This is a genomic window from Lactiplantibacillus xiangfangensis (genome assembly GCF_001438845.1).
Lineage (GTDB): Bacteria > Bacillota > Bacilli > Lactobacillales > Lactobacillaceae > Lactiplantibacillus > Lactiplantibacillus xiangfangensis.
On the sequence record NZ_JQCL01000103.1, the window covers coordinates 126,055 to 140,564 of the forward strand.

Sequence of the window (14,510 nt, forward strand, 5' to 3'; positions counted from 1 at the left end):
GTCATCCTGATTTTCAATTCTTACAAGCGTTGGTTGCGCTTACTCTTCATTAACCGCCGTCTTTGGCAAAATTAAGTTCATCAAAATTCCTAACACCGTTGCGACTGCTAAACCGCTGAATTGGAAAGAATTAATTTGTAAATAAGCATTCCCAATCCCAATAACTAAAACTGCGGATGCAATCATTAAATTTCGTTTCTTATTAAAATCAATTTTATTATCAATCAGAATGCGCATCCCGCTGGAAGCAATCACCCCAAATAAGAGGAAGCTGACCCCACCAATTACTGGTGACGGAATACTTTCAATCAAAGCGGATAATTTACCAACGAAACTAAAGACGATGGCGAAGAACGCTGCCCCGCCTAAAACGTAGATACTATGTACCCGCGTAATCGCTAGAACACCGATGTTTTCACCGTAAGACGTTACGGGTGGGCCACCAAAGAAAGCCGCCACAATTGAGGCTGTCCCATCACCGGCTAAAGTGTGATTTAAGCCGGGATCTTTGAAGAAGTTCCGTTTAGTCAGTTTATTTAATACCATAATGTGGCCCATATGTTCAGACATCGTCACAAACGCAATCGGTGCCATACTCAATATGGCGCCCCAGTACATGCCGGGATGGTACGTCACAAATGGAATTTGGAACTTCGGTAACGAGAACCACGGTGCGTCCATGACCGGCTGAAAGTTTACGATTCCAGCAGCCACAGCAATTAAGTACCCGCACACGATTCCTAGTAAAATGGGGACCAAACTCATGAACCCGCGCAGATACATGTTAAAGACAATCGTCAAAAGCATTGTCAGCATGGCAACAATGAAGTAGCGCAAGCTATACGCACTACCATTCATCGTCGCATCCTTAGCAGCCGTACCCGCTAAGGACAACCCGATCACCATGACAATGGGGCCAACGACAATTGGTGGTAAAGCTTTATCAATCCAGCCGGAACCAACTAAGGTCACTAGTAGGCTCACTAACAAATAAACACACCCAACGGCAACGGTCCCTTGTGCAATTGCTGGGTACCCCGCCGTCTTCATCAATGATTGCATCACCACAATAAACGAAAAACTAGATCCCATGTAAGCCGGAATTTTATGCCGGGTAATTAAAATATACATTAAGGTCCCGACCCCGGAACTGAATAACGCAATCCCTGGATCCAGGCCTACCAAGATTGGCACTAACACGGTCGAACCAAACATAGAGAACAAGTGTTGAATCGACAGTCCCAACCAACTACCGAATTTCGGTCGGTCATGAATATCTAAGACAACATCATCATTGTGAAACGCTGGCTTCTTTGTCATAACGCACCCCTTTTTACAAAAATTGCCATGAAAAAACAGCCCACCACTCAAAGTGGCCGGGCTGTCAGAAAATTCACGCAAATCCAGTAAGGGTTCACACATCCGTCATCCTTATCAGCCTCTCTGAGCTAATTTAAAGGAACTGTTCAATTGCAAGTAATTTTACTCGTGAACGTTGCGCTTGTCAACTAACAAAAGCAAATCTCAATCATAACCATGACCTAATTCAATCAGATCAACTGACCTAGTGTCAACAACCAAATATATTTCACATTGTACACACGCGTAATATATTTGGTCAGGTTCCAACCGCTTTATTGATTACTTACTTATATAATAGGAAATAATTATTGAGTAGGTCACCTCGTCGAACAGAATCGGGTGCTATAAAGTATGGCCCCACCTATAATTCATTTTGGAACATCACTTCAAACTCGATAACCAGCGACTTTAAAATGCCCTACGAGATTGGCGTAAAAATCACCTACCAATCATCCCCACCCGACTACACTAAAACAGCTGTACTATTATTATTGTTGTCAGCTAATCTGAGGTTGCCACTGATGGCATCGGTCGTGATGGTGGCGTTGGAGCGGCGCTTTTTTGCCGCTTCTTACACCACGGACGGTCCAGAACAGTTGCGTCCTTTGCAACTGTTCTGGACGAGGGGTTAGACCGCTCTCCAGGCTAACCCCGGTCCCACGACCGCATGTCATCAGTGGCAACCGGAATAACTGACAAGTGGCCGTTTTATTTTTAAAAAGACAAAAAATAGCGCAGGACCATAAAGTCCGTACGCTATTTTGAAAGCTATTTACTTCGTACCAAACAAGCGGTCACCGGCATCGCCCAAACCTGGGACAATGTAGCCATCTTCATTCAGATGGTCATCTAATGCGGCCGTGTAGATATCAATATCTGGGTGAGCTTCTTGAAGGGCTTTAACCCCTTCTGGAGCAGCAACTAAACACATAAACTTGATATTGCTTGCGCCCCGCTTCTTCAACATGTCCATGGCCATGATGGCAGAACCACCAGTAGCTAACATTGGATCAACCACGAATAGTTGGCGTTGTGAAATATCACTTGGCAATTTAACAAAGTATTCAACTGGCTTTAAAGTCTTTTCGTCGCGATACATCCCGACGTGACCAACTTTAGCAGCGGGAATCATGTTTAAGACCCCGTCAACCATACCTAAGCCTGCCCGTAAGATTGGCACAATGGCGACTTTCTTACCAGCTAGTGTCTTCTGGGTCGTCTTGCAAATTGGCGTTTCAATTTCAATATCTTCCAAAGGCATGTCCCGTGAGACTTCGTATGCCATCAAAGTTGAAATTTCATTGACCATTTCACGGAAAACCTTTGTTCCACATTGCTTTTCCCGAATAATCGTTAACTTATGTTGAATGAGCGGATGATTCAAAACCTCAAACTTACCCATGTTGCTACGCACGCTCCTTAGTGATTTCTTTCTATTGTAGCTAATTTAGAGAGAAAAAACCAGACCCCAATATAAATTCCTTAATCTACATCGATTGGGTGTTTTGATGTTAACGCCATTGCTTGCTGTTTGACATCGTCCAAGTTTGCTTGATCTTGAGGTGCTTTTAGAGCTTGTAAAATCAATTTAGCGACTTGGGCTGCTTCAGGCGCATCAAAACCACGCGTTGTGATGGCGGGTGTCCCTAGCCGAATTCCAGACGTCTTGAAGGCACCTAACGTTTCGTTTGGAATGGCTTCCTTATTAACGGTAATGTACACCGTATCCAATAAGTCTTGGACTTGACGACCATTTAAACCGGACTTCGTAATGTCCAAAGTCATCAAATGATTATCCGTTCCGCCAGAGATGACCCGAACGAGGTCGGATTGATTGAAGACTTCCGCCATCGCTTGGGCGTTATCAATAATTTGTTGCGCGTAAACTTTGAACTCTGGTTGTAAGTCTTCGCCTAAAGCAATCGCCTTACCAGCAATCACATGGTCTAATGGGCCACCTTGGTTGCCTGGGAAGACCGCGGAGTTGATCTTCTTGCCATATTTTTCTTTTGCAAGAATCATCCCACCACGTGGGCCACGTAACGTTTTATGCGTTGTCGTCGTTACCACGTCGGCGTAAGGCACTGGACTTGGATGTAACCCAGCCGCAACTAACCCGGCAATGTGAGCCATGTCGACCATCAATAGGGCACCGACTTCATCCGCGATTTCACGGAACTTAGCAAAATCAATGATGCGGCTGTAGGCTGAAGCCCCGGCCACGATCAACTTAGGCTTGAACGCTTTAGCTTGTTCTAAAATAGCATCGTAATTTAATTCTTCAGTTTCAGGATCTAACCCATAATCGTTAAAATCATAAAGTTTTCCTGAGAAGTTGACGCTGGAACCGTGGGTCAAATGACCACCCGCATCCAGTGACATCCCCATAACCCGATCACCTGGTTGGATCAAGGCCATGTAGGCAGCGGCGTTTGCCTGTGAACCAGAATGTGGTTGCACGTTGGCATATTCGGCGCCAAATAATTTCTTTGCGCGTTCAATGGCCAACGTTTCAACTTGGTCAATGAACTCGTTGCCACCGTAAAAACGGTGACCAGGATAACCTTCGGAGTACTTGTTAGTGAGGACACTACCCTGAGCGGCTCGTACGCCTTTTGAGACGATGTTTTCGGAAGCAATCAATTCAATGTTATGTTGTTGACGCGCCTGTTCCTTACTAATAGCAGTCCATACTTCTGGATCTTGTTCTTGGTAATTCATGAATAATTCTCCTCCATTTCGCAAGTGACAACTTTCGGGTTTTCCCGACTTTCAATCATTATACACTAAAATGAGTTTGACCGGCAGATTTATTTAGCCGGTTCATATAGGCAGCTCCTAGTCCCTTATTATCAAAGGATTGGCAGAGGATATCCTTGATATTAGTTTCGGTATCGAAATGTCTCAGTCCCGCAAACAGTTCCTGGGTTGCCGATTGAATTCCCGTTCCTAACGAAAATTGTTCGCAATTTGCTGGTAAGGCATTATTCGTTAAAACGCTATCCGTTGCCATCACGCCCATTGGAACTTTTTGTTGGGCTGCCCACGTTAATGCGGCTGGCCAATCTTCCGTACGATCAACAATGTAAACCTGAGCATCGGGTGCATAGTGCTTATACTTCATCCCGGGCGCTTTTGGCACTTCCGTCGCCCCAACGTGGTGTTGTTCAGTCTGAACGGGCATCCCAATCACTTCTTCAATCGCGCTGGCTGTCACGGCACCGGGCCGTAAAATAGCGGGCGTATCCGTCGAAAGGTCGAGAACGGTCGATTCAACGCCGACCTTCGTTGCACCGTCATCCAAAATACCGGCAATCTTCCCGTCTAAGTCATGCAAGACGTGTTGTGCGGTGGTTGGACTAGGCTTTCCCGACGTATTGGCAGACGGGCCAACAATTGGCGTCTGGGCTTGCTTGATCAACGCCAACGTCGCAGCGTTATCCGGATTCCGGAATGCCGCCGTGTTCAAGCCACCCGTGACTTCAGGTGCTAAGGCGCCCGGCTTCAGCTTAAAAATCATCGTCAGCGGTCCAGGCCAAAATGCCTTAACCAACTTCTTAGCCGCTTCTGGTAACGGTTGGGCAAAGCGCTCCACCGTTTCAAGATCAGCAACGTGGACAATCAGCGGGTTATCACTGGGACGACCCTTTGCAACGTAAACTTGCTTGACCGCGGCTACGTTCGTCGCGTCAGCACCTAAACCATAAACGGTCTCAGTTGGAAATGCGACTAATTGCCCTTCATTAATTAATTGAGCAGCCGCACCGACTTCACTCGGCTTAAATATTTTTGTTTTCATTATTATTAGCTTCCTCACTTATGATTGATAACCCGTAACATCCGGTCATGGCCCGCCATGTCTTGGCGAATCGTGACGGTTGCTTTCGGCATTGCATGTTGGAATAATTCTTGGATTGCCGCACCTTGATGGTAACCAAATTCTAAGTACAGCCGACCACTTTCTGTTAAATGCGTTGCAACCGTTGTTGCTAGCTGTTCATAGATTGCCAGCCCCTGATGATCAGCAAACAACGCTTGTTGGGGTTCGTAGTTCAAAACACTGGCATCCATGACCGCTTCTTCATCATGTGCAATGTAGGGTGGGTTGCTGACGATGACATCAAACGCCGTCTGTGGCACCGTTTGTAGCAGGTTGCTTTCATAAAACGACACCTTCAACCCTAAGCGTGCCGCGTTCGCCTCGGCAACGGCCAACGCCGCCGCTGAAATGTCACTCGCACAGACTTGCCACGTGGCCTGTTCGTGCTTCAATGCTAACGCAATGGCGCCGGAACCCGTTCCAACATCTAATAAATTCAGCGTTCGCGCATCCGCGTAGTCGGTCAAAATCCAATCGACCAGTTCTTCCGTCTCCACCCGCGGAATCAGGACGGCGGGATTGACCGTTAGTTCTAAGCCGTAAAATGGCGCCCAACCTAAGACGTATTGTGCGGGTTCGCCCGCTACGACTCGGTCAACGGCGGCACGGTACGTTTGATAAACATCACTGGGCATCGCGTCACGGTACCGAATTAATAATTGCGTCTGATTTAAATGCGTTAACCCGAGCATTAAAAACCGTGCACTGTCCGTTGGTAACCCCGCCGTTTTAAGACAAAAAGAAGCCCATTTCTGGGCTTCAAAGTAAGTTGGGGCAGAATTAGTCATTGGCTAACCGCTCCATCTTCTTGGCTTGATCTGCTAAGACCAACGCGTCGATGACTTCATCCAATTCACCGTTCATTACCCGGTCTAATTTATTTAACGTTAAACCAATCCGGTGATCCGTCACCCGGTTTTGTGGGTAGTTGTACGTCCGAATCCGTTCGGAACGATCCCCACTCCCAACGGCTGATTTCCGTTCGGCGTCGTATTGGTTTTGTTCCCGCGACTGGTAATAGTCGTAGACCCGTGCACGTAAGATTTCCATCGCTTTCGCCCGGTTTTGTTGTTGTGACCGTTGATCTTGCATCGAAACAACGATCCCCGTAGGCAAGTGGGTCATCCGAACGGCAGAAGACGTCTTGTTAATATGCTGACCACCGGCACCGGAAGAACGGAACACGTCGGTCCGGATATCCTTTTGTTCCAGCTTAATATCAACGTCTTTAGCTTCAGGCATTACCCCGACCGTTGCGGTTGACGTGTGAACCCGGCCAGCTGATTCAGTAACGGGCACCCGTTGAACCCGGTGCGCGCCACTCTCGTACTTCAGCTTCGAGTAAACTTTTTTACCAGAAATAATTAGCACAATTTCCTTAAACCCGCCGACTTCCGTTTCATTACGGTCAGCAACCTCAACGTTCCAGCCTTGGCGTTCTGCGTATTTTGAGTACATGTTGAAGAGGTCCGCCGCAAACAAACTGGCTTCATCCCCACCGGCAGCCCCATGGATTTCCATAATGATGTTCTTATCATCATTCGGATCTTGTGGCAACATTAATAAGGTAATTTCATGTTCCAACTGTTCTTTTTCGGCGTTCAAGTTCTTCAAGTCTTCTTTGACCATTGAACTCATTTCGTCATCTAATTTTTCCCGTAATAATTCGTTATTTTCTTCGATTTGGCTCTGAACTTCCTTGTAATGGTTATACTTTTCAACCGTTTCGCGGATGTTCCCCATTTCTTTCGACAACTTCATAAAACGTTGCGAATCTGCAATCACTTCAGGATCACTTAACAGTTCACCCAGTTCTTCATAACGGTCCGCAACCGCCTGTAATTTATCAAAAAACTTATCCATACTTAGTTAATTCCTCACTTTGTTAATTTCGGCGGGTAAAAGTAGTGTCGTCGACAAACCGGGTAGTACGCCTCGTTGCCCCCGATTTGAACTTGTTCACCCTCGTAAACGGGTAGGCCATCATGGAAACGTAAGTTCATAATGGCTTTTTTGCGACAGAACCAGCAGATGGTCTTCATTTCTTCGATCTTATCCGCATACAATAGTAGGTACTTACTGCCTTCAAACAATTCATTGCGAAAATCGTTTTTTAACCCAAACGTCATCACTGGGATATGCAAATCGTCAACAATGTGGGCCAACTCTAAAACGTGGTGCTTCTTCAAGAACTGCGCCTCATCAATTAAGATGCAGGCCGCATCAAGGTTCGTCTTTTTGACCACGTCCAACACGTTAGTATCATCAAAAACAGGAATTGCTTCACGCTTTAAGCCAATCCGACTTGCCACGTAGCCAACTCCATCGCGATTATCTAAGCCGCTTGTCATAATAATGACCGACTTATTTTGCTCCTCATAGTTGTGGGCCACTTTCAAAATTTCAATGGTCTTCCCACTATTCATCGCACCATATCGAAAGAATAACTGTGCCAAGCGACTCATTCCCCTTTTTTACACATTTCTAATCAATTATAGCGGATTTTCCCGCGAATTTCAGCACTCAGCTGTGAAAAGCTATTAACGAATTCATAAGTTGGACTTAAACGGCGGGAGTATCGCTTTTCTTTTAGGAGCGTTCAGTATAAAATACTTGAGAGTAGGACGTTTGTCCGAGCTTTGGTTTTCACTGCGCACCGATTTTTACTAGGCGCAAATTAATATATAGGGGTACGGATAACTTATGTCAATTAATAGTACATTAGCCACTTGGACCGGCAAATCCGCGTATTGGTTTTTACACACCTTTCGCGGCGGCGGTAGTTCCTTGCCTGGTAAGCTGGCGTTAAAACTCGATCCAGCCATTTTAAAACATCTCGCGAAAAACTATGACGTCATCGTCATTACTGGGACCAATGGTAAAACACTTACGACCGCACTGACGGTCAAAGTTTTACGCGAACAGTACCCTGACATTTTGACTAACCCCAGTGGGTCTAATATGAAACAAGGTATCGTAACGACCTTTTTAACGGCCCCTAAAGCGCATCAAAAACCGCTGGCCGTCTTAGAAGTCGACGAAGCTAACGTTATCATGGTCACGAAGTACATTACGCCCAAAGCGTTTGTCTTCACTAACATCTTCCGTGACCAAATGGACCGCTACGGCGAAATTTATACTACTTACAAAAAAATCTTAGACGGGGTCGCCCTGGCACCCGAAGCGACGATCATCGCTAACGGCGACTTGCCCCTCTTCCACTCAAAAAAATTACCGAACCCCATTTTGTACTACGGATTCGATTATCAAGCTGACCGCGATCAACAGGCACCGGCTAATACGGACGGCCTGTTATGTCCTAACTGTCAGCATATCTTGCGCTACCATAGCCGCACCTATAGTAATATGGGAAAGTATTACTGCCCGCACTGCGGCTTTGAACGCCCACAGCTGACTTGGAAGCTCAACGCCTTAACCACGATGACACCGACAAGTTCTGATTTTGAAATCAACGGTCAGCCCATGCACCTAAATATCGGTGGCCAATATAATATTTATAATGCACTAGCGGCGTTTGCCGTTGGCCGTTTCATGGACGTTCCCGCTAAAAAGATCGCCCACGCACTCAGCGAAAATGACGAACAAGTCTTTGGCCGCCAAGAAATTTTCCACGTTGGGGACAAGGACGTCACGTTAGTCTTGGTCAAAAACCCGGTTGGCTTAAACCAAGTGATTCAAATGATCAGTACCGACGACCGGCCCTTCTCGTTTGCGGCATTGTTGAACGCTAACTACGCTGACGGAATTGACACTAGTTGGATCTGGGACGGCGACTTTGAGCAGTTGTTACAACTGGACATCCCCGCTTTCATTAGTGGTGGTGAACGTTACCGCGACATCACGTTCCGTTTGAAGGTCGCCGGGGTCGCACCCGATGATTTAACGATCATCCCCGACCTAACGGAAATGACTGCTGCCATTCAAAAATTACCAACTAAACAGGTCTACGTCGTCGCGACTTACACGGCGATGCTCCAATTACGGAAACAACTAGCCAGTCAAGGCATTATTGATGGGGGGATGGCTTAATGACTTACACACTACACACCGCCCATTTATACGGCGACTTAATGAATACTTACGGCGACATTGGCAATATTTTAGCCATGCGCTACTACGCTAAAGCGGTCGACGCCACCATTGACGTTGACTTAGTCAGCTTGGACGACGCCTTTGATGCCGACCAGTACGACTTCGTTTTATTTGGCGGTGGTCAAGACTACGAACAGACCATCGTTTCGAAAGATCTCCAAACGAAAAAGGCCGCGTTAACGGCCTACATCGAAAATGGCGGACCCTTCTTGGCCATCTGTGGTGGGTTTCAAATGTTAGGCCACTACTACATCGGTGCTCAGGGTGAAAAGATTCCCGGTATCGGTGCACTCGACCACTACACGCTAAGCCAAGACAATAACCGGTTTATCGGTAACATCACGATTAAAAACGCCGAGACCGACCAAACCTACTACGGTTTTGAAAACCACAACGGGATGACTTTTCTCGGTGAAGGCGAACGCCCACTCGGTAAAGTCTTACAGGGTAATGGTAATAACGGTAAGGACGCAACCGAAGGCGTTATTTATAAAAACACCTTTGGGTCATATTTCCACGGCCCCATCTTAGCCCGCAACGAAGCACTCGCTAAGCGGATTCTGAAATTATCCTTACAACGGAAGTACCCGGATGCCGATTTCAGCGCACTTGATCAACTAAACGAAGACCTGACTAAAAACGTCGTGGTCAAACCTTAACATTAAACAAAAAAGCGTTTGCCCCACTCCCCAGCTCAATCCGCTAACGCGGTGGTGCCCAGGAAGTGGACAAACGCTTTTTTGTTTCGACGTCAATGTAAGCCCTACCATTAGTTAACCCCTCAAAGTTATAAAAAATATTTATAGACTTTAAGGAAGTATTTTCCAATAACCTGATAGTATCAGTTAATTAAGCAAAAAAAGATTGATTCGCTAAACTGCGCGTATCAATCTTTTTTATCATGTCAGGGGTTTAACTAATTACGCTTTTTCACCAGGTTCGGAAGCAATAATTTGGAGATCACCCTTTAACGTCCATTGTTTAACATCAAACGGTAAAATGAAGTGCACGCCCTTAGCAAGTGGATAATCCTTGCCGTCGACGCTGATGCTCCCCTTACCAGCTAGTACGGAAACCAAGGTATATGGGGCTTTACCACGATTGAAGGTCGCCTGACCATCAGTCAAACGCCATTGCCAGACACCAAAGAATGGTGACTGGACATACTTCGTGACGGTCGCATCCCCAACCTTCGTCGTCGTAATGTCTAAGTCGGGATCATGGTGTGGCACGTTCGTCGTATCAATTGACTGTTGCAAGTGTAATTCACGCTTTTGGCCAGTCGTCTTATCAACGCGGTCCCAATCGTAAAGCCGGTAAGTGGTGTCAGAACTTTGTTGCGTTTCAAGCACCATAATGCCCTTACCAACCGCGTGAATGGTCCCTGATGGCACGTAGAGGAAGTCACCCGGTTTAACGGGGACCCGCCGCAAAAGCTTATCCCATTCGCCATTATTGATCCATTCGGCAAGTTGTTCACGCGTCTTGGCGTGGTGACCATAAATCATTGTCGCCCCGGGTTCAGCCGCAATCACGTACCAGCATTCAGTCTTACCAAGTTCGTGCTCATGCTCAGCGGCGTAAGCATCGTCGGGATGGACTTGCACGGATAGGTCTTCACTAGCATCCAAAATCTTAGTTAACAGTGGGAAAACGTCGCCCTTAGCATTGCCAAAGACATCGCGGTGTTCGGCCCAGACCCGGTCCAAAGTCATCCCTGCGTACGGCCCATTTTCAACGGTTGCTGGACCATGGGGATGCGCTGAGATTGCCCAGCATTCACCAGTATGATCACTTGGAATATCGTAACCAAAGTCAGTATGTAACTTCGTACCGCCCCAAATTTTTTCGTGAAAAACGGGCTCTAAGAAATAAGGTTCGCTCATAAATTCGACACACTCCATTGTTTGATTTGTTAATTAAATTCTATCATAAATGAAAGCGGTTGTGAAATGATGACTACTCTTTTGTTTAAAATTGTCTATTCTTTTATTCGTTATTAGCAATGTCTGCTAGCCAAGCTGCAATCAAGTGCCGCCGAGCTGGCAAGAAACTGCTGTTTCGCACCGTCGGATGAACCCGATTAGATAGAAAAATTAGGCCGACCTGGCGCTGTCGATCTAGCATCAGTAACGTTCCGGTATAGCCAGTGTGAAAGATCACCGGTGGCTGTTGTGCGGCCGGGTGCCATAAGTTCCAACCAAAGCTACGCCGTAACTGGTGGTTCGGTGTCCAATCACGATAAAGTTGTTGAATCGTCGGCTGATCAAGGACACCGGGAACATCCAACTGGCCTAGCATGAACCGGGAAAAGCGCGTTAAGTCGGCAACACTAGCAAACAAGCCGGCCGAACCGCAGTGTTGTTGAAGCACCTGGCCCTTAGGATCGTGCACGATGCCCCGTAAGAGCCCCGTTGTTTGTGAGTAGACCGTTGGTACGGCCTGCGCTGGGTCCGGTGTAAACGTCGCGTCCGGTAACCCTAATGGTTGTAATACGCGGTGAGTCACCGCATCCTGAACCGCTTCGCCCGTTAATTTTTCAATAATCAGACCCATTAAAATCAGCTCCAGGTCCGTGTAGACTACCCGGTGATTTAAGTTTGTCACGCTGACAGGCAACGCTTGGATTGCCGCTAGCAGGTCGTTAGCGGGCAACGCATTCCGGTTCGGAATATAGCCACTCAACCCACTCGTATGCGTCATTAAATTTAAAACGGTCACCGCTGGTGCTTGAAAAGCTGGTAAATAATCGTGCACCGGCCGATTGATGTCCAAAGCGCCACTTTTCATCAACTGTAAGGCAACTGTCGTCGTTCCGACCACTTTAGTGACCGATGCCAAATCATACAACGCATGGGGCCACAAAGCTTCTCGTTGCGGCTTAATCGCCGCCACGCCGACTTGATGCTGAACAAGGTCGGTCCCATTAATCAGACCATAACTGGCCCCCGGAATAATTTCTTGATCAACCATTGCTTGAATGACGCGCTGTGTTCGTTCAAATTCCATCTATTGATCCATTCTCTCTTCTAAAATAATTACTCTCAGTGTAAGGCAACTTACGGTTAATCACTAGTCGTTTTAACAAAACTTAGTGATTCTGTTCGTGGAGTAACCGGGGTAATACGGCCGCCCAATACGCGATAAATCCAATGACGACAACACTACCTGCAACGTGCATCCCAATTAATTGCAATTGCCACAAGATCATCGCAATGACGATCACAATGGCACTTCCCCACTCAACGTACTTGCCATAACGATATAAAAAAGCCATGGGATCACCTCTATTTAATTTACATTTTAACGAACAGCTGGCTATCCAGTCAAAATAAAGCGACGGGAGTGGGTCAAAAGACGGTTAATTTGTGAGCATTAACGTGAAACCGTCACAATAGAAAAAGTCGTTCAGAAATATCAAAAGTATTTCTGAACGACTTTTTGAGTCTTGTTCCGGACTCGTCTAAATCACTTATTTTAATCTAAATCTACTTTTTGTACCCAGCCTTCAGGAGCTTCGCGGTCCCCAAATTGAATACCCGTTAATTCGTCATATAACTTCTTCGTGACGGGACCAACTTCAGTTTCACTATAGAAGACGTGGAGGTTACCATTATGTTCCAACCCACCGATTGGTGAAATAACGGCGGCCGTCCCACAAGCACCGGCTTCTGTAAACCGATCCAAATCATCGATGTAGACGTCGCCTTGTTCGGTCTTCATCCCAAATTTATGTTCTGCTAAGTAAAGTAATGAGTACTTAGTGACGGAAGGCAAGATTGATGGTGACTTTGGTGTCACAAACGTACCATCCTTGGTAATTCCAAAGAAGTTAGCTGAGCCGACTTCTTCAATCTTTTTGTGGTCCACTGGATCCAAGTAAACACAATCCGAGTAACCATGTTGATGCGCTTCTTGTCCTGGGAATAAACTAGCAGCGTAGTTCCCACCAACTTTGTAAGCACCGGTCCCTTTATGCGCAGCCCGGTCGTAGTTCGACGTTGTGAAGTTAGTTGGGGTCATGCCACCCTTGAAGTAACTCCCAACGGGCATTGCAAAGACTGTGAAAATGTATTCTTGGGCAGGATGGACACCGATGTTACCACCGACCCCAATCATTAAAGGCCGTAAGTACAAGGTCGCACCCGTCCCATATGGTGGCACGTAGTCTTGGTTCGCCTTAACAACTTGCTTGACCGCGTCAACGAACATGTCCGTTGGTACTTGGGGCATTAACAAGCGTTCACAGCTGGTCTGCATCCGCGCTGCGTTCCGGTCTGGCCGGAATAATTGAACACTGCCGTCCTTAGTCCGATAAGCTTTTAAGCCTTCAAAATCTTGTTGCCCATAGTGTAAAGCTGTCGAACCTTCACTAATATGTAAAGTTGCATCACCAGTAAGTTCTTTCTTATACCACTCGCCATCTTTATAATACGCACGATAACGATATGGGAGATTGCGGTATTCAAACCCTAAGTTATTCCAGTCCAATTGTACATCTGCCATGTAATTCAACTTCCTTTATATGTAATTTACTCAAATTAATTAATTTGAATTTAATTAAAAGATTAATAGTTTATGAGAACTTTGTCAAGCTGTTTCAGAAAACATTTTCCATCAAATTAATTAATCTTTGTTATAATGGACTTAAATTTAACAAAGGACTGGTTCGTCGTGGCAAGTAATTCTGATTCAATCTATAATGTCATGTTCTACATCGCTCATCACCCGGCAGAAATCACCTTCACGACACCGGGCTACACCAACGTGGTGCGGATGAGTATTCCCGACCAGATTAAAGTCGCCAACCCGGAAATCTATTTTCCCAATAATAAACTGCTCGTCAACCGTTTTCAGGACGACTTTGTGGCCAAAAACGGTAACTTACTTGACTTTTTCTTCGATTATACCGAAAAGAAAGTCCCCAATTATCACGAAGTCTGGGTCTCCACTGCCCACTTATCTGACAAACACATCTACTTTTTGGAATTGTCATTCGAATAAATTCATTGGAGCTGCGGCAAACGTCGTGGCTCTTTTTTTAGACCGCCCCCGCCGAAAAGATTATTTGTCTAACGTTGGTCGCTCCACCGGACAGAATCAGTGGGCTGTGAGGTCGGCTACAGCCAGGGTACGGGCTTCCGCCTCGCTTGTA

General features: G+C 46.3%; 14 protein-coding genes. 3 read left to right on the forward strand and 11 right to left on the reverse strand.

Features of this window, described 5'->3' with window-relative positions; genetic code table 11:
* Window positions 1–39: 39 nt before the first annotated feature.
* The 7 genes from IV64_RS13195 to IV64_RS13225 form a co-directional block, all read right to left on the reverse strand.
* Entirely contained in the window at window positions 40–1,320 is a 1,281-nt protein-coding gene (locus IV64_RS13195; RefSeq protein WP_057708056.1) for a uracil-xanthine permease family protein, read from the reverse strand.
* Between the two features lie 814 nt (window positions 1,321–2,134).
* Window positions 2,135–2,764 carry a uracil phosphoribosyltransferase gene (gene upp, locus IV64_RS13200; protein ID WP_057707741.1) on the reverse strand — a complete coding sequence of 210 codons (630 nt, stop codon included), beginning with the start codon at window positions 2,762–2,764 and terminating at the stop codon, window positions 2,135–2,137.
* Window positions 2,765–2,844: 80 nt separating this feature from the next.
* Window positions 2,845–4,083 (reverse strand): serine hydroxymethyltransferase, encoded by a 1,239-nt coding sequence (gene glyA / locus IV64_RS13205; protein ID WP_057707743.1) that lies wholly within the window; start codon window positions 4,081–4,083, stop codon window positions 2,845–2,847.
* A 58-nt stretch (window positions 4,084–4,141) separates the two neighbouring features.
* Window positions 4,142–5,161, reverse strand: a complete 1,020-nt coding sequence (locus IV64_RS13210) for an L-threonylcarbamoyladenylate synthase (RefSeq protein ID WP_057707745.1) — start codon at window positions 5,159–5,161, stop codon at window positions 4,142–4,144.
* 14 nt (window positions 5,162–5,175) lie between these two features.
* Window positions 5,176–6,030: a peptide chain release factor N(5)-glutamine methyltransferase gene (prmC, locus tag IV64_RS13215; protein WP_057707747.1), complete on the reverse strand. Its 855-nt coding sequence runs from the start codon at window positions 6,028–6,030 to the stop codon at window positions 5,176–5,178.
* The gene (gene prfA / locus IV64_RS13220) at window positions 6,023–7,105 is read right to left on the reverse strand and encodes a peptide chain release factor 1 (protein ID WP_057707749.1); all 1,083 of its coding nucleotides are present in this window, start codon (window positions 7,103–7,105) and stop codon (window positions 6,023–6,025) included. The genes prmC and prfA overlap by 8 nt, the downstream gene beginning before the upstream one ends.
* A gap of 14 nt (window positions 7,106–7,119) precedes the next feature.
* Window positions 7,120–7,698, reverse strand: a complete 579-nt coding sequence (locus IV64_RS13225; protein WP_057707750.1) for a thymidine kinase — start codon at window positions 7,696–7,698, stop codon at window positions 7,120–7,122.
* Between the two features lie 247 nt (window positions 7,699–7,945).
* Here IV64_RS13225 and IV64_RS13230 point away from each other — a divergent pair, with 247 nt between their 5' ends.
* Together IV64_RS13230 and IV64_RS13235 are read left to right on the forward strand one after the other, a co-directional pair.
* Window positions 7,946–9,292 (forward strand): Mur ligase family protein, encoded by a 1,347-nt coding sequence (locus IV64_RS13230; RefSeq protein WP_057707752.1) that lies wholly within the window; start codon window positions 7,946–7,948, stop codon window positions 9,290–9,292.
* Window positions 9,292–10,014, forward strand: a complete 723-nt coding sequence (locus tag IV64_RS13235) for a type 1 glutamine amidotransferase (RefSeq protein WP_057707754.1) — start codon at window positions 9,292–9,294, stop codon at window positions 10,012–10,014. Before IV64_RS13230 ends, IV64_RS13235 begins: the two co-directional genes overlap by 1 nt.
* Before the next feature lie 261 nt (window positions 10,015–10,275).
* Here IV64_RS13235 and manA read toward each other — a convergent pair whose 3' ends face one another.
* The 4 genes from manA to IV64_RS13255 form a co-directional block, all read right to left on the reverse strand.
* Entirely contained in the window at window positions 10,276–11,241 is a 966-nt protein-coding gene (manA, locus tag IV64_RS13240) for a mannose-6-phosphate isomerase, class I (protein WP_057707755.1), read from the reverse strand.
* A gap of 103 nt (window positions 11,242–11,344) precedes the next feature.
* The gene (locus IV64_RS13245) at window positions 11,345–12,364 is read right to left on the reverse strand and encodes a serine hydrolase domain-containing protein (protein ID WP_057707757.1); all 1,020 of its coding nucleotides are present in this window, start codon (window positions 12,362–12,364) and stop codon (window positions 11,345–11,347) included.
* Between the two features lie 82 nt (window positions 12,365–12,446).
* Window positions 12,447–12,632 carry a hypothetical protein gene (locus IV64_RS13250; RefSeq protein ID WP_057707759.1) on the reverse strand — a complete coding sequence of 62 codons (186 nt, stop codon included), beginning with the start codon at window positions 12,630–12,632 and terminating at the stop codon, window positions 12,447–12,449.
* Between the two features lie 200 nt (window positions 12,633–12,832).
* Window positions 12,833–13,861, reverse strand: coding sequence for a branched-chain amino acid aminotransferase (locus tag IV64_RS13255; protein WP_057707761.1), 1,029 nt, complete (start codon window positions 13,859–13,861; stop codon window positions 12,833–12,835).
* Window positions 13,862–13,996: 135 nt separating this feature from the next.
* Here IV64_RS13255 and IV64_RS13260 point away from each other — a divergent pair, with 135 nt between their 5' ends.
* The gene (locus IV64_RS13260; protein ID WP_057707763.1) at window positions 13,997–14,359 is read left to right on the forward strand and encodes a hypothetical protein; all 363 of its coding nucleotides are present in this window, start codon (window positions 13,997–13,999) and stop codon (window positions 14,357–14,359) included.
* Window positions 14,360–14,510: the final 151 nt, after the last annotated feature.